This window comes from Fictibacillus halophilus (assembly GCF_042680145.1).
Taxonomy (GTDB): domain Bacteria; phylum Bacillota; class Bacilli; order Bacillales; family Fictibacillaceae; genus Fictibacillus; species Fictibacillus halophilus_A.
Genome location: NZ_JBHTNQ010000001.1, coordinates 1,974,729 through 1,990,658, shown reverse-complemented (window position 1 = coordinate 1,990,658; position 15,930 = coordinate 1,974,729). Strand labels below are relative to the sequence as shown.

Below are 15,930 nucleotides of genomic sequence, written 5' to 3'. Positions count from 1 at the left end.
CTAGACAATCTGCTCATAAGCTGGTTGTCTTTTTTCTTTTCATTCTTTATTGTTAATGCTTCAATAAGGGTATGAAATAACTAGGAGTAATTATGAAGAAAACAAACTATATTATTGGAATCTTATTTCTTGCAGTATTTTTGACATCTTGCAGCGTAACCAGCCAGCAAAAGACAGTTGTTTACATATCTGCTGCCTCTAGTCTGAAAAAACCTGTTACCGAGTGGAAGGAACGGTTTGAAAAAACACATAAGGATATCGAAATTAAGATGAACTTTGGTGCATCAGGAGTTTTAATCAATCAAATAAATAACGGCGCACCAGCTGATTTAATGTTTTCAGCGCAGTCACTTCAAAGGTTTATGTCTGACGATGATAAAATTGATATTAAAAAAGAAGGAATTATTGCATCTAACGAGCTTGTTTTTGTTTCTGGAACGAAGGTCGATACACCGGTTGATTCTATCGAAGATATACCTTCAAATGCCAAACTCGGAATCGGCAATCCTGATATGGTGCCCGCAGGATATTATGCCGAAAAAGCACTGCAAAATGTAGATCATAAACAAATTAAAATCATATACAGCCAAAATGCAGTACACTTAAAGGGATTAATTGAAACGGGAGCTGTAGAATATGCCATCATGTATCGTACAGATGCCGTTGAAAATAACCGGATTAACATTATAAAAAATATGCCGCCTAACTCGTATCCAGCCATTCAATATCCTGTATATTCGATCACCGAAAAGAAAGCTGCTAAACAATTTTTAAAATACGCTAGATCAAAAGAAGGGCAGAAAATTTTAAAGAAATATAATTTTAGAGAGAGTGTTAAAAATTGATTCATCCATTGGTACTATCTTTAGAAACTGCGTTTATGGCTACGATCTTCGTAGTGGCAGCAGGGTTGCCGCTATCCTATTTGTTTGCTCGTTTGTCTTTTAGAGGAAAAACAATCTTTGAAACAATCTTTAGCCTTCCATTAATTCTGCCTCCTTCGGTAGTTGGATATATATTATTGCTGCTGTTAGGAAAAGATGGTTTAGGCAGATTTGGCGTACAATGGGTGTTCACTTGGAAAGCTGCTGTTCTAGCGGCAGCAATCGTCGCTTTTCCTTTGTTTTTCCGCACAGCCAAAGCTTCCTTTGAAAATTTAGATGACAACATAATTGATGCAGCACGGCTGGATGGATCGAGTTGGAATATTTTTTGTAGAGTAGGCATTCCCTTAGCGAAACATGGAGTAATTGCTGCTGTAATGCTGTCCTTTTTAAGGGCGATTGGGGAATTCGGTGCAACTCTTATGATTGCGGGTAATATTCCGGGTGTTACGCAAACCGCTCCGCTTGCTATATATGATCATGTTCTTTTAGGAGATGAACAAACAGCACTGATTTTATCCTTGTTCCTTACACTGTTTTCATTTGTTATGTTAGCGATTAGTTCAATTTTTGCAAAAAAATCAATTTGACCATGACTCTGAATGTATTTCAGAGTTTTTTTATTTGTTTTATTTACGGATGTTCTCGAAATACTTGCAGCTGTTGGAAGCGGTTGATTTCCGCTCCAGGTGCTCGCTTTCCGCGGGGCGTGCGGTGAGCCTCCTGCCACTTTGCGCCCTTAGGAGTCTCCACCTGACCGCTCGTCCCGCAGGAGTCTCGCACCTTGCACTCCAATCTCCTAAATGAACCCTAAACAACAATCTTTTATAAACACCCTTATTTATTAGCAAATAGATGAATGGTTTACAGGTTCATACATTTGAAAAAAACATGAATTTGTGTTAATTTGGAACCTGTAAACATTTAATTCATAGTATATTGATAGGAATAATATATTTTAATAATTTGGAGTGACAAAAATGGGACGAGAGTTTATTGAACTTTTTGATGAGTGGTCAGCTTCATATGATGAAACAGTGGCTGGTGATAATCAGGAATACAAGGAAGTTTTTCATAAATATGATCATATTTTAGAAACTGTGGTGAAAAAATCAGGGAGTGTCGTTTTAGAATTTGGCGTAGGGACAGGAAACTTAAGTGAAAAACTGCTTTCAAAAGATAAAACCGTTATTGGAATCGAACCTTCAAAAGGAATGCGTGAAAAAGCATTAAAACGAAATCCAAAACTAGTGCTGCATGATGGAGACTTTTTAACTTTTCCCAAATTAGACAAAGAGATCGATACGATTGTCAGTACGTATGCTTTTCATCACCTGACAGATGAGGAAAAAGATGCGGCAGTTAGACACTATAGCCAGCTGCTTAAAAAAGATGGTAAAATTGTTTTTGCAGATACCGCATTCCTTCATGAATCAGATAAAAAAGAACGCCATGAAAAAGTCAAAAAACAAGGATACCTTAATCTTTTAAAAGACTTGCAGACGGAATATTATACAACTCTTGGGGTACTCGAAGAAATTTTCAAAAAACATGATTTTGATATCTCATTTGAAAAGCTAAATGAATATGTCTGGCTTATGGAAGCGGTAAAAAAATAGATATTGGAGAATTAACATGAAGAGAATTGGAATTATTGGTGCAATGGAAGAAGAGGTTGTTCTATTAAGAGAGCAGCTGTCAGACCTTCAGGAAAATAAGCTTGCAGGATGTGAATTCTATCAAGGATTTTTAAACGATCAGGAAGTCGTTCTGTTGAAATCCGGAATCGGAAAAGTAAACGCAGCTATTGGTACTACACTAATGATTCAGCTGTATGAACCTGATGTAATTTTAAATACGGGATCTGCAGGCGGATTTCATACTGATCTAAACGTAGGCGATGTTGTGATATCCACTGAAGTTCGACACCATGACGTAGATGCAACAATTTTTGGATACGAATATGGGCAAGTTCCTCAAATGCCTGCAAATTATATGCCTGACCGAACACTTGTAGAAGCAGCTGTAAAAGCAGGTGCTCGTGTTGAAAATATTCAAGTTGCAAAAGGTTTAATTGCATCTGGTGATTCGTTTATGAGTGATCATGAGAGGGTAGAAGACATACGCAAGAAATTTCCAGCCTTGTATGCAGCTGAAATGGAAGCTGCAGCGATTGCACAAACATGCTATCAGTTTAATGTACCTTTTGTTATTATCCGGTCATTATCAGACATCGCCGGGAAAGATGCCCGCGTATCTTATGACCAGTTTTTAAAAACTGCATCAAAGAATTCCGCGGAACTTGTTCAACAAATCGTAGAGGAGCTGAAATCATAATGACAAAAAAAATGAACGTTGAAAGTTTTAATCTTGATCATACAAAAGTCGTTGCACCATACATCCGTTTAGCAGGTACGACTACTGGAGCTAACGGAGATGTAATTCATAAATACGATATCCGCTTCTGCCAGCCGAACAAAGATCACATGCCTATGGAAGGTCTTCACTCAATTGAGCACTTGATGGCAGAAAATATCCGTAACCACCATTCTACTGTTGTAGATATCAGCCCGATGGGTTGCCAAACAGGCTTCTATTTATCTGTTATTAACCATGATAACTATGATGAAATTCTAGAAGTTTTAGAAAAAACACTTAACGATGTATTAGAAGCGACTGAGGTGCCAGCTTGTAATGAGGTACAGTGTGGATGGGCAGCAAATCATAGCCTTGAAGGCGCTAAAGAGATCGCACGCAAGATGCTATCTAAAAAAGATGAGTGGCATGTTGTTTTCGCTGAATAGAGGGCGTGAGAATGAACTATTATAAAAATGTGCATGAAATGATCGGCAATACTCCCCTGATGGAGATTACGCAGTTTTCTCTACCAAAAGGAGTACGCCTTTTTGCAAAACTGGAGTTCATGAATCCAGGGGGCAGTGTGAAAGACAGATTAGGAATGGAACTTTTAGAATGTGCCCTGTCTTCTGGACAGCTTAAACCTGGCGGAACAGTTATAGAACCAACTGCGGGTAACACAGGAATTGGCCTTGCACTTGCTGCAATTAATAAAGGAATCAATGTTTGTTTCGTTATCCCTGAAAAGTTCAGTATCGAAAAACAGGAGCTCATGAAAGCTCTCGGTGCAAAGATTATTCATACTCCGACTTCAGAAGGAATAAAAGGTGCCATAAAGAAAACGAAGGAACTCTTAAATAATGTGCCAAACTCTTTTTCACCTGCCCAGTTCTCAAATCCAGACAATCCTAACACGTATTACAAAACGTTAGGACCGGAAATCTGGAATGATCTAGATGGAAAAGTAGACATTTTTGTAGCAGGAGCTGGCACTGGCGGAACATTCATGGGAACAGCACGGTACTTGAAAGAAAAGAATCCTAATGTGAAAACAGTTATAGTCGAGCCTGAAGGATCAATCTTAAATGGCGGAGAATCTGGTCCGCATAAAACCGAAGGCATCGGAATGGAGTTTCTTCCAGACTATATGGAGCCTTCCTATTTCAACAGCATTCATACAGTAAAAGATGTAGACGCCTTTAATCGTGTTGCAGAACTTGCAAAAAAAGAAGGTCTGCTGGTTGGCAGCTCTTCAGGAGCAGCACTTCATGCTTCATTAATTGAGGCACAATCCGCAAAAGACGGAGATATAATCGTAACCGTTTTTGCAGACAGCTCAGAGCGTTATCTAAGCAAAAAAATTTATGAAGGAGGCATCTGATATGAAAAGAAAAACACAATTAATCCACGGAGGCATTCCTTCTGATAAAAATACAGGAGCGGTTGTCTATCCGATCTATCAGGTAAGCACATACAAGCAAGATGATGTGGGGGTTCATAAAGGTTTCGAGTATTCCAGAACGGGAAACCCTACACGCCATGCACTTGAGGAATTAATTAAAGATCTTGAAGGCGGAAAGCGCGGATTTGCTTTTGGTTCAGGCATGGCAGCTATTACTGCAGTTATGATGCTGTTTGATTCAGGAGATCACGTAATTTTAACAGATGATGTATACGGGGGAACTTACCGTGTTATGTCAAAAGTATTAAACCGTCTCGGAATCGAGTCAACTTTTGTAGATACAACAGATATCAATCAGATCGAAGCAGCTTTAAAGCCAAATACAAAAGCTCTTTATGTTGAAACACCAACAAACCCGTTGTTAAAAGTTACAGACATTGAAGCAGCAGCTAAATGGGCTAAATCAAAAAATCTTCTCTTTATGGTAGATAACACGTTTAATACACCTTACTGGCAAAATCCAATCGAACTTGGTGCTGACATCGTACTACATTCAGCTACAAAATATATTGGCGGCCACAGTGACGTTGTAGCAGGCCTTGTCGTAGTAAACGACGATAAGCTGGGCGAAGACTTGCATTTCGTGCAAAACTCAACAGGGGGTGTTCTCGGGCCTCAGGATTCTTGGCTTTTAATCCGTGGAATTAAGACATTAGGTTTAAGAATGGAAGCTCATGAGAGCAACACGCAGAAAATTGTTGAGTTCTTAAAAGAGCATCCTTCTGTTGAAAAAATATACTATCCGGGTCTTGAAGATCATCCTCAGCATGATATCGCCAAAAAACAATCTGGCGGTTTTGGCGGCATGGTATCGTTTGATGTTGGCAGCGAAAAAAACGCAGATGCAGTCCTGAAAAAAGTGAAGTATTTTACATTGGCTGAAAGTTTAGGAGCGGTTGAAAGTCTGATCTCAGTACCGGCAAGAATGACACATGCTTCTATTCCAGCAGAGCGCAGAGCAGAACTTGGAATCACAGATGGTTTAATTCGTATTTCTGTAGGGATTGAAGATGCAGAGGACCTGATTGAAGATTTAAAAAATGCATTGAACAACTAGTCGTAATGAGCAGGCGCAAATGCGTTTGCTCTTTTTTTATCACTATTTAGCCATAATTTTTTCACTAGATTGTCAAAAAGTGCTTGGCAGGTAGCTTACTTACCTATGTTATTCTGTTGATAGAGGTTAGGAGGTAGAAGCTGCATGACAAACAAAATTGAGAAAGAATTACAAAAAAAGATGGCTGACTACCAGCGCTTTGGCTTTATTTTGTTGGCAGTAAGCACATTCTTCTATTTAGGATTAGTTCTTCCAGTGGAAGACAAAAACTTTATCCAATCGATTACTTTAGGTATTGCTTCATTAACATGTTTAGGCTTTACCGCACTTATGTACAATGTTGTTAGAAAGTGCAAAGTGCAATTACAGGAAATTACAAAATAAAAAAATTAAACATTAATTTCACGTACCGTCCCTTAAAAAGGGGCGGTATTTTTGTTTTTATGAATCGGAAATAGGGGTATGAATACTGAATAACCGTAAAAGGTCATACTAAGTTTTAACAATTTCAAGAAAAGAGAGAAGTGGTTTTTTGGGTATCATATGGGCACTTATTACAGCAGTTTGCTGGGGAAGTATCGTATTAGTCAGTGAAAAGCTCGGGGGCGATTTTCATAGCCAAACCTTTGGAATGACTCTTGGGGCATTGCTATTTTCACTTGTTGCGTTTTTTATTGTTCAGCCTGACCTTAACATGGCTGTGGTTGCTATTGGTGTGGTTTCAGGGATTTTTTGGGTAATTGGACAGCGAAATCAATTTGCAAGTGTTGATTATTTAGGAGTATCCAAAATTGTTCCATTATCAACAGGAATGCAATTGTTTGGAACAACGCTCTTTGGAGTACTGGTTTTTCATGAATGGAAAACAACAACTGAGATTATGATCGGTCTTGCAGCGATCTGCGCGATAGTAGCAGGCGCATTACTGACTTCCCGCCGCAGCAAGAAAGGGAACGAGAAAGATAATCAAAATTTCAAAAAAGGAATTACAATTCTTTTAATTTCAACTGTTGGATATGTTACATATGTCGTAATAATAAGGTGGTTTGAAGTAAACGGATGGCAGGCTATTCTCCCTCAGGCCATAGGAATGTTTCTTGGAGCACTAGTGATGTCACTTAAACACAAACCATTTAATAAATATTCAATGAGAAACATTTTGACAGGTTTGATCTGGAGTACGGGTAACTTAACTTTACTTCTTGCATTGCCGATAATCGGTATTGCGACAAGTTTTTCTTTATCACAAACAGGGATAATTATTTCAACACTCGGCGGTATTTTTATTTTAGGTGAAAAACGAAGTAAAAAAGAAATTATATGGGTCATTTCAGGATGTGTACTGATCATTCTTGGCGGTGTGATGCTAGGATTTACGAAATCATAGAAAGAGGAGTGGATTGGATGTATCCAGATCTAGAAGGAAAAACGGTAATCATCACAGGAGCGGCTACTGGAATTGGGAAAGCTTGTGCCATACGCTTTGGACAAGAACAAGCGAATGTTGTGATTAACTATCATTCTGATAAGCAAGTGAAGGAAACTGATGCAATTATTGAAGAAATTAAGCAAAACGGCGGAAATGCAATAGCCGTTCAAGGAGACGTAACAAAGGAAGATGATATCAAGAACTTGATACAAAAAGCGGTAGAAGAATTCGGGTCGCTTGATGTCATGATTAACAATGCCGGAATTGAAAATGAAGTACCATCACACGAACTTACTTTAGAAGATTGGAACAAAGTCATCTCTACAAATTTGACCGGTCAATTTCTAGGATGCCGGGAAGCTCTTGACTATTTTCTCGAAAATGATATTCAGGGATCAATTGTAAATATGTCGAGTGTTCACGAAATTATACCATGGCCACACTTTGTCCACTATGCAGCAAGTAAGGGCGGTATTAAATTGATGACGCAAACTCTTGCATTAGAATATGCGCCTAAAAAGATTAGAATTAACAGCATAGCACCAGGTGCAATCAATACACCTATCAACGCGGAAAAATTTTCAGATCCAAAGCTTAAAGAAGGAGTATTAAAACTAATTCCGATGGGGTACATAGGAGAACCTGAAGAAATTGCTGCAACTGCTGTTTGGCTCGCATCAAAACAGGCAAGTTATGTAACAGGGTTAACATTGATTGCTGATGGCGGAATGACGCTGTACCCGGGATTTCAAGCAGGAAAAGGCTAAAACGGGCTGTCCCAAAAGTAAGGTTAACTTACTTTTGGCAGCCCTAATTTTTTATTTTTAACAAAATAAAAAATAAATAATATTGACCAAATTTAGCTATCTAAACGCGTATATTAAATAACCTACTATCTTATAAATGATGTACGTTATCTAAATATAAAAAAAAACGAGGCTTGACTTCAAAAGTTTTTATACTTTTGAGTCAGCCTCTTTTTGTTATAACAGAATGCCTGTTAGTGTTCCGATACATAAAAGAATTCCAAAAGCCATATGAAGCATGGCTGTTAATCCTAGAGCTTTGTTAAGCTGTTTGGCTTCCCAAGTGGATACTGCAATCTGCAGCCCTTTTAATGCAATAGGAAGGGTAATAGCAGCTATCAGACTCCAAACAGGTAAAATATTTAAAAGGACTAAAGCAATTAAACTAACGTACGTACCAAGCATTAGAATATAGTATTCGATACGGGAGGCTTTCCTGCCGATCAGTCCCGCAATTGTTGTTTTTCCGATTTGTTTATCTGTTTCAAAGTCTCTTAAATTGTTAGCATGCAGTATAGCCATAACAAGAAGAGCATTTGGTATGGCTGCCAAAAAGACTTCCATATTCAGATTAAGTGTTTGTGTATAAAAGGAACCAACAACAGCTAAAATTCCTAGTGTACTTCCAGAAGCTACCTCACCTAATCCGTTATAAGCTAATGCATAACGTGTAGCTGTGTAAAAGTAACCTACCAATAATGATGGAATACCGATATAAAGAACAACTGGTCCGGTTAATGCTGTTAAAATTAATCCAATAATAATACTAAGGCTAAAGAAAATAAGTCCTGTAATGTATACTTGTCGAGGTGTCATTTCTTTTCGGTCTATAACACCAGACGGGCTTAAAGAACCAGGAATATCTGCTCCTTTAACATGATCAAAATAATCATTTACAAGGTTTGTGCCGCATTGCAAAAATACAGCTCCAAAAAGTGTAAGTAAGAATGCAGTCCAATTGATGCTTGTCCATTGCAAAGCTAAAATCGTTCCAAATATAACAGGTATGACTGACGCCGTTAATGAAAAAGGTCTTGTAGAAGCGAAAATGACCTTAGGATGTATCATTTGTGTTTCCCCCTTTACGATTATTATTATAATAAAAGTTTGTGAAAGTGTACACATAAATAACTTTCATAAATAATACCCAATTTTTAAAAAAACAGGAAACTTTCTGAGCAAAATGAATATCCTTTTAAAGGCAAAAAAAATTCTTTACAACACTTGGTAAATTGTGTATGATTTGCTAAGTAAAGTAAAATTACAAAAAGGAGGTTGAACAAAATGATTTTAAAAATACGTACAACAATGAAATTGAATAAAAACTTACGTTCGACCGCCAACTGGAGCAGTATGTCTATTTAATCTGTTTAAAGGACACCGCGGGTCGAATGCCTGCGGTTTTTTTATGACCATTTTTGCACCGCAGGGATTTCCTGCGGTGTTTTTTATATAAAAATTAAAAGGAGGAGATTGCAATGATTATGGTAGGAATTACACTGCTTACATGGCTGTTAACGGAGAAAGACTCAACCTAACCGAAAAAATAAAATAATGAATTAGGAGTGAATAACAATATGTTTACATTACATTTGTTTTTTGTAACGATTACCTTTTCAATTAAAAGAACCCATAGATCAGAGGAACAATACATGGTTGATAAGAGAGTAAAATCTCTATATGATCGGGCTAAAGAAAAGGCATCATATAATATATCTTCAATGCTTTAATAAAAAAATCAGCGCCCTCCACTATAAAGTGGAAAGGCGCTTTTTATTTTATACAAGAGGGAAGGAAGTAAGAAAGGTTATCTGTAATACGGTTTCCTACACGGTAACCGAAAGCACTTGGTTTACCGTTAATGACAAATGTACCTGTCATACGATGTCCTTCAATCGTTCCTTTTTGTGATTCGAACTTCATTTTTGGAAGGGGAACGTACTTCTGATAAACACTAACGTAATGTTCATATGTTGTATGTTTGTCCTGATCGAGCAGCATTCCTTTATCATCATATATTCGGACGGTATCACCTTCACGGCCAAATACAGGCTTTTGCACAAACATTTCTTTATTTTTTAGGAAAAGATCAGGTTCTAAATAGGTTGGTAAAAAATATTGACCGATCCATTCGTGCTCTTCATCTGTAAAAAATGAAGCACGTTCTTCATGCATACCCCAGATGACGGCAAGTACTGCTTTACTCTGTAATAAAAATGCAGAGGGTGGATTTACAATAGCAAGCTTATTTTGAATAACAAGATCAGTCAGCTGAAGTCCTATTTCCTCATCTGTCGCTAAGTCTTTATCCTGAATAAGCAATTCTATCGGAAATGTCTGCCGGTACAAGACATCAATCTTTTTCCCTTCAGTATCATAAAGACCTTCATTTTTTCTGATAATAAGCTGGTCTAACGGAATGTATTGAGAAGGAAAACCGCATAGCTTTTTCAAATAAAGGACGGTTTCTTTATCTTCTATATTGTCATCATGCGATGTAAATGCAATGTTTGGAGAATGCGAAGTTTTTAACCCTCGATAGGAAGTAAGAATCGCAGATCGAACTGCACGTTTCAGTTCCTCATCCGAACCTGCATTGGGGTCATTACAGCCAAAATGTTCCGAAATCAGCCCGTTTACTTTAAAGCATTCATAGATAAATGTAGGTGTATCACTGTTAAATTCCATTACTTTGTGTCCTTCAAGAGTTTCAATGGAGTCAATTCTGCCGATCACTGTTTTTGGGAGCTGTGTATGAAACCGGAGGAACGGAAACAGTGAATCCGGAAACCCTAAAAGCTTTAAGATCTCATCATCCAAGTTCTGTGATTGAAGAAGTGCTGCTGTTTTAAATAGAATTTGACTCACTCTGGACCCAAACTCCTTAACTGAATCTGCTTCTTCTTTTTCAATAAAGAGCGGCTTAAATAACGCATACTCTTGCCCATACATATCTGCCCAAAACTCAGGAATCTTCTCATAGAATTTTTTTCTTTCTTCAATATAGCTCATAATAATAAAAACCTCCGGCAATACATACATTCATGAAAACTGATATCATAAACATAACAAATAATAAAAGGGATGAGAATAATGGAATTAACTTATTACATAGAGAAATCAGATGGATATGAACCTTTCTTAACCTATAAAATACCTGAAAATATGCATAATGATGAAAAATATGCGAGACAATTATGTGAATTTTTCGTTACGGGACAAAAAGAATATGAACTTCAATCAAATGAAATGAAAGGGAGCGAAGAGATTTTAATCGTTAAAGAAAAAGGTCCTGCCAGACGTTTCACAGATGAGACAAGCTACAAAGGAAGAGGAATCTTTTTAGAGTTCAGGCAATATCAAAATACAGGTGATATGCCCCTTTTACATGTCCAGGCATTAAACAGCCATTGGGATGTTATGAGGTATCTTTTAAAAGACGTAGTAGAGATTCCGAAGCAGGGTCAATTTTTAAGAGATTCAGCAGAACTTGATGAAGACCGTGCTGTTTACGTCATGTATGTAGGAGAAAAAATATAAGCATGCGGCAAAAGCTGCATGCTTTTTATTCGGCTCTTTTCTAAAAGATTGTTGCTTATGATTATTTTTTCTTTCACTTCATTGATAAGTTGATTGGAGTGCAAGGTGCGAGACTCCTGCGGGACGAGTGTGACAGGTAAGACTCCTAATGGTGCAGAGCGCCAGGAGGCTCACCGCACGCCCCGCGGAAAGCGAAGCAACCTGGAACGGAAATCAACTACTTTCAAAAACAACAAAGTTTGCGAAAACAGTCTCATATTAATATGTAAGACATTGTGCGATAACCCATCCAACAGAGAGGCTTAGAAACATTACGAGCAATCCGACCGCTTTGTTATCAGCATCTATGGCTTTTGAAATACTTGAACGAATAGCCAGATGTTCTGCAACGAAAAGCGCTGCAATCTGAGAAATGATTCCTACTGCTCCCCAAATAAGCAAATCGATAATGCTTAATGAGTTAGCTATTGAAGAGCCGATTACAAAAGCAAGACCAAACAGTCTTCCGCCAAGCGATAGAGCAGCTGCTGTATTACCTTTGCTGATCAACTGAAGTTCCTTTGTTTTTGTTGATAATTCAAAGATAATAAATCCTGCAAATAAAAGTCCGAGGCCTGTAGCCGCATATAACGCAAAATTAATAAATAAGTTCATCTTTACAACTCCTTAATTTTTATCCTCCAAAGCCTTTACTGCTCCCGAATCCAGTACTTCCGCCTTTAAAGCTGGAGCTGTTTTTGTAAGCCTTGTACTTTGAGTTTTTCAACAAACTGCTCGTTCCGCTAAAATATCTGCCGCCAAAGAAGTAATAGCCGAAATAACGGGAATTGGTATCGTCACATTCATAGACGCCGTCATCTTCATCCCATTCCCAATCCTGGCATTCAGTATCAGTAGGTTCTGGTGGAAGCTCCTGAGCTTGATCATTACAGCCAGAAAGCATAACCGCTACAGAAGCAGATGAAACACCTGCAATAAGTTTCTTTGTTTTATTCATGTTTTCACCCCATTCAAGCCTAATTATAGATGTAATCCCAATTCTTGAAAACCATTTATTTCTATTACGTCAATGAAATAAAAAGGTTCCATTTTTGATGTACAGACACACCCAAGCCCAGCTTTGCATAAAGATAAAGGAGTAAGAATTGTCTTGGAGGTGCTGTTATGTCATTAGTAGGTGTGTTGGCCTATTTCTTTAAAGAAGTCATGCTCTTTGTGTCATACGTAAAAAATAATGCTTTTCCCCAGCCACTGTCTGAGAATGAAGAGAAGCAGTACTTAAAAGATATGGCAAACGGTGATGAAACAGCTAGAGGATTGCTGATCGAGCACAATTTGCGGCTTGTTGCTCATATTGTAAAAAAATTCGAAAATACAGGGGAGGATACGGAAGACCTTATCTCCATCGGTACAATAGGACTTATCAAAGCAATCGAAAGCTATTCACGAGGAAAAGGAACGAAGCTCGCAACTTACGCAGCCCGTTGTATTGAGAACGAAATTTTGATGCATTTGCGTGCCTTAAAGAAAACCAAAAAAGACGTATCACTTCACGACCCAATTGGAACGGACAAAGAAGGAAATGAGATTACGCTCATTGATGTCTTAAAAGCTGAAACTGAAGATGTTGTGGATGCGATTCAATTAAAAATGCAAAAAAAGAAAATTTACGATTATATTCATGTTTTAGATGACCGGGAAAAAGAAGTAATCGTTGGGCGATTTGGCTTGGATCTGCAAAAAGAAAAGACACAAAGAGAAATTGCTAAACAGCTGGGAATCTCACGGAGCTATGTTTCAAGGATTGAAAAGAGAGCGCTCATGAAGCTGTTTCATGAATTCTACAGAAGCCGTCAGCAATCTGAACGATAATATATGAGAACAAAGGCTGGTAACATTTACAGCCTTTTTATTTTTTGCTTCGGGCAAACTAAAGAAAAAAAGGAGTTTTTTAAATGGCAAGAAGAAAAAGACAGCCTATCGTACCAGAAGCACGTGAAGGACTGGATAAATTAAAAGCAAAAGTAATGAGAGAAGCAGGATACAACGTTTCTGACCAATCCCCGGATGATGTGAAGTATGAAGTCGCTAAAGATATGGGTGTACAGTTAGGCAAAGGGTACAATGGGCAGATCACTTCAAAAGATGCAGGGCGTGTAGGAGGACAGATCGGCGGAAGGATGGTTAAAGAACTAATACAGCAGGCAAAAGCAAACCTTGGTAAACAAGCCCGTTAAGAATAAAAATGAATAACTGTGTTTAAATCATAAAAACAGGGAATAGAATAGGTAAAAAACAGGAGGCGTTGATATGGAGGAAGCTGTTTTATATGGATCATTCGTAGTGATGTTAGCCTATTTTATTTATGCGGCAATCGCAGAATAATAAAAAATCTCTCCAAATAGGGGAGTTTTTTTATGTGAAAAAATAAAATTTAATAAAAATAAACTTCATAGTCGATTTTTGTTTGAATATTTTTTATAATAAGAAAAGAGTGTAAATACGTACATAATAGGGGGAAGAATATGCTATTACAAGATTTAAGGCAAACATGGGAACTTGATTCTGTTTTTCCTGGCGGCAGTGAGTCAAAAGAGCTATTAGCAGAAATAAAATGGGCGGAAGAGGAAGTTAAAGTCCTTGCAAAAAAAGCGGATGAATTTACATTTTCAAATGAAAGCTTTTTAAACCTAATTTCAGAAATGCAGAGTTTTTCTGAAAGACTTTCAACTACAGGTTCATTTGTGGGTTGTTTGATCGCACAAGATGTTAAGGATAAAAAAGCGATGGCACTACGCGGACGATTAGAATCTGTATATGCTTCGTTTTCCAATGTAGGATCAGCACTTGATAAGCAGTTGATGGAAATCTCCGAAGATACATGGAAAGAAGTAGTCAGCATACCAGAGTTTAAAGATATCGCATTCTCACTTAACGAGAGAAGAATGCAAGCTAAAGAAAAGCTGGGCATTTCCGAAGAATCTTTAATCAATGATCTTGCTGTAGATGGATACCATGCTTGGTCCACGCTTTACGATTTAGTCGTAGGAAGAATTAATATTAAAGTTGAAATCGACGGAAAAGATGAAGAATTATCTGTTGGCCAAGCAGAAAACAAATTTTCTAACCCTGATCGTAAAATAAGAAAAGATACATTCGAAAAGTTCGTTGAGGCATGGGATAACGAGGGAGAATTTTGCGCAGCATCACTTAATCACATTGCTGGATTTAGAAATGAGATCTATAAACATAGAGGGTGGAAAGAAACGTTAAAAGAGCCTCTTGCGATCAACCGTATGAAAGAAGAAACACTTACGGCCATGTGGGACGCTATTTCATCACAAAAAGATATTTTTGTGAAATATCTAGATCGTAAAGCAGAATTACTCGGTTTAGAAAAGCTAAGCTGGTACGACGTTGATGCACCGCTTTCTTCTGCAAACAGCAAAATGAGCTATGATGAATCGGCTCAGTTTATCGTTGAACATTTCCGTTCGCTTGCTCCTAAAATGGCTGATTTCTCAGAGAAAGCTTTTCTTAAAGGATGGATTGAAGCAGAAGACCGTGCTGGAAAAAGACCTGGAGGTTTCTGTACAGGTTTCCCGACTAAGAAAGAAACTCGTATTTTTATGACGTTCTCTGGTACGCCGAGCAATGTTTCTACATTAGCACATGAGCTAGGCCACGCATTCCATTCAGATGTATTGAAAGAATTACCTTATTATGCAACGAATTATGCGATGAACGTTGCTGAAACAGCATCTACTTTTGCAGAAATGATTGTAGCTGATGCAGCTGTTACAAATGCAAAAACAAAAGAAGAAAAGATTGCTCTTTTAGAAGATAAAGCTCAGCGTTCTGTAGCTTTCTTTATGAACATCCATGCACGTTTCTTGTTTGAAACAAGAATGTATGAAGAAAGAAAGAACGGTCAATTATCAGTTGAGCGTCTGTGTGAATTGATGGAAGAAGCTCAAAAAGAAGCATTTAACGGAGCTCTAGCTGAGTATCATCCTTATTTCTGGGCATCTAAACTTCATTTCTACATTACAGATGTACCGTTCTATAACTTCCCGTATACATTCGGATATTTGTTCTCAGCTGGAATCTACGCAAAAGCGAAAGAAGAGGGACCTTCATTCGAAGAGAAATATATCGCGCTTTTACAAGACACTGGAAAGATGGAAGTAGAAGAGTTAGCACAAAAACATTTAGGAATCGATATTACGAAGCAAGATTTCTGGTTAAAGGGAATTGAATTGGCAGCTGCAGATGTAGAAGAATTCCTTGAATTGACTCAAAAATAATAATAAAAGGCTGTTTTCGCTAGCTGATGTTTTTGGAAGTAGTTGATTTTCGTTCCAGGTTGCTCGCTTTCCGGGGGGCGTGCGGTG

At 37.8% G+C, this 15,930-nt stretch carries 19 protein-coding genes; 15 read left to right on the top strand and 4 right to left on the bottom strand.

The window, feature by feature from the left end:
* The first annotated feature begins 92 nt into the window (after window positions 1–92).
* The 10 genes from modA to ACFQ4X_RS10295 all read left to right on the top strand — a co-directional run bounded on the left by modA (window position 93) and on the right by ACFQ4X_RS10295 (window position 7,957).
* The gene (gene modA / locus ACFQ4X_RS10340) at window positions 93–845 is read left to right on the top strand and encodes a molybdate ABC transporter substrate-binding protein (protein WP_379834921.1); all 753 of its coding nucleotides are present in this window, start codon (window positions 93–95) and stop codon (window positions 843–845) included.
* Window positions 842–1,474 (top strand): molybdate ABC transporter permease subunit, encoded by a 633-nt coding sequence (gene modB, locus ACFQ4X_RS10335; RefSeq protein ID WP_379834920.1) that lies wholly within the window; start codon window positions 842–844, stop codon window positions 1,472–1,474. The genes modA and modB overlap by 4 nt, the downstream gene beginning before the upstream one ends.
* Window positions 1,475–1,864: 390 nt before the next feature.
* Entirely contained in the window at window positions 1,865–2,503 is a 639-nt protein-coding gene (locus ACFQ4X_RS10330) for a class I SAM-dependent DNA methyltransferase (protein ID WP_379834918.1), read from the top strand.
* A 16-nt stretch (window positions 2,504–2,519) separates the two neighbouring features.
* Window positions 2,520–3,221 carry a 5'-methylthioadenosine/S-adenosylhomocysteine nucleosidase gene (mtnN, locus tag ACFQ4X_RS10325; protein ID WP_379834916.1) on the top strand — a complete coding sequence of 234 codons (702 nt, stop codon included), beginning with the start codon at window positions 2,520–2,522 and terminating at the stop codon, window positions 3,219–3,221.
* On the top strand, window positions 3,221–3,688 hold the full coding sequence (locus ACFQ4X_RS10320; RefSeq protein ID WP_130294756.1) for an S-ribosylhomocysteine lyase: 468 nt from the start codon (window positions 3,221–3,223) through the stop codon (window positions 3,686–3,688). The genes mtnN and ACFQ4X_RS10320 overlap by 1 nt, the downstream gene beginning before the upstream one ends.
* 11 nt (window positions 3,689–3,699) lie before the next feature.
* A complete protein-coding gene (locus ACFQ4X_RS10315; RefSeq protein ID WP_379834914.1) occupies window positions 3,700–4,623 on the top strand; it encodes a PLP-dependent cysteine synthase family protein in 924 nt (307 codons plus the stop codon).
* 1 nt (window position 4,624) lies between these two features.
* Complete coding sequence (locus ACFQ4X_RS10310; protein ID WP_379834913.1) at window positions 4,625–5,761, top strand: bifunctional cystathionine gamma-lyase/homocysteine desulfhydrase; 1,137 nt, start codon at window positions 4,625–4,627, stop codon at window positions 5,759–5,761.
* 144 nt (window positions 5,762–5,905) lie between these two features.
* On the top strand, window positions 5,906–6,145 hold the full coding sequence (locus tag ACFQ4X_RS10305; protein ID WP_130294762.1) for a YrhC family protein: 240 nt from the start codon (window positions 5,906–5,908) through the stop codon (window positions 6,143–6,145).
* 148 nt (window positions 6,146–6,293) lie between these two features.
* Complete coding sequence (locus tag ACFQ4X_RS10300; RefSeq protein ID WP_379834911.1) at window positions 6,294–7,148, top strand: GRP family sugar transporter; 855 nt, start codon at window positions 6,294–6,296, stop codon at window positions 7,146–7,148.
* A 17-nt stretch (window positions 7,149–7,165) separates the two neighbouring features.
* Window positions 7,166–7,957: an SDR family oxidoreductase gene (locus ACFQ4X_RS10295; protein WP_379834910.1), complete on the top strand. Its 792-nt coding sequence runs from the start codon at window positions 7,166–7,168 to the stop codon at window positions 7,955–7,957.
* A gap of 216 nt (window positions 7,958–8,173) precedes the next feature.
* Here the strand turns inward: ACFQ4X_RS10295 and menA are convergent, their stop codons facing one another.
* A complete protein-coding gene (menA, locus tag ACFQ4X_RS10290) occupies window positions 8,174–9,064 on the bottom strand; it encodes a 1,4-dihydroxy-2-naphthoate octaprenyltransferase (protein WP_379834908.1) in 891 nt (296 codons plus the stop codon).
* A gap of 509 nt (window positions 9,065–9,573) precedes the next feature.
* Between menA and ACFQ4X_RS10285 the strand changes: the two genes are divergently transcribed.
* Entirely contained in the window at window positions 9,574–9,726 is a 153-nt protein-coding gene (locus ACFQ4X_RS10285; RefSeq protein ID WP_379834906.1) for a YrzI family small protein, read from the top strand.
* A 43-nt stretch (window positions 9,727–9,769) separates the two neighbouring features.
* Here ACFQ4X_RS10285 and ACFQ4X_RS10280 read toward each other — a convergent pair whose 3' ends face one another.
* Window positions 9,770–11,008 (bottom strand): glutathionylspermidine synthase family protein, encoded by a 1,239-nt coding sequence (locus tag ACFQ4X_RS10280; RefSeq protein ID WP_379834904.1) that lies wholly within the window; start codon window positions 11,006–11,008, stop codon window positions 9,770–9,772.
* An 81-nt stretch (window positions 11,009–11,089) separates the two neighbouring features.
* On the opposite strand from ACFQ4X_RS10280, the gene ACFQ4X_RS10275 reads away from it, so the two are divergent.
* On the top strand, window positions 11,090–11,536 hold the full coding sequence (locus ACFQ4X_RS10275; protein WP_379834903.1) for an RNA helicase: 447 nt from the start codon (window positions 11,090–11,092) through the stop codon (window positions 11,534–11,536).
* A 258-nt stretch (window positions 11,537–11,794) separates the two neighbouring features.
* Here ACFQ4X_RS10275 and ACFQ4X_RS10270 read toward each other — a convergent pair whose 3' ends face one another.
* Together ACFQ4X_RS10270 and ACFQ4X_RS10265 are read right to left on the bottom strand one after the other, a co-directional pair.
* Complete coding sequence (locus ACFQ4X_RS10270; RefSeq protein WP_379834901.1) at window positions 11,795–12,190, bottom strand: DUF350 domain-containing protein; 396 nt, start codon at window positions 12,188–12,190, stop codon at window positions 11,795–11,797.
* Window positions 12,191–12,209: 19 nt separating this feature from the next.
* Window positions 12,210–12,533: an aminotransferase yhxA gene (locus ACFQ4X_RS10265; RefSeq protein WP_077359138.1), complete on the bottom strand. Its 324-nt coding sequence runs from the start codon at window positions 12,531–12,533 to the stop codon at window positions 12,210–12,212.
* A 167-nt stretch (window positions 12,534–12,700) separates the two neighbouring features.
* Between ACFQ4X_RS10265 and sigK the strand changes: the two genes are divergently transcribed.
* The 3 genes from sigK (at window position 12,701) to ACFQ4X_RS10250 (ending at window position 15,843) form a co-directional block, all read left to right on the top strand.
* Window positions 12,701–13,408 carry an RNA polymerase sporulation sigma factor SigK gene (gene sigK / locus ACFQ4X_RS10260; RefSeq protein WP_130294778.1) on the top strand — a complete coding sequence of 236 codons (708 nt, stop codon included), beginning with the start codon at window positions 12,701–12,703 and terminating at the stop codon, window positions 13,406–13,408.
* 83 nt (window positions 13,409–13,491) lie between these two features.
* On the top strand, window positions 13,492–13,773 hold the full coding sequence (locus ACFQ4X_RS10255; protein WP_379834899.1) for a small, acid-soluble spore protein, alpha/beta type: 282 nt from the start codon (window positions 13,492–13,494) through the stop codon (window positions 13,771–13,773).
* A 288-nt stretch (window positions 13,774–14,061) separates the two neighbouring features.
* A complete protein-coding gene (locus ACFQ4X_RS10250) occupies window positions 14,062–15,843 on the top strand; it encodes a M3 family oligoendopeptidase (RefSeq protein WP_379834897.1) in 1,782 nt (593 codons plus the stop codon).
* Window positions 15,844–15,930: the final 87 nt, after the last annotated feature.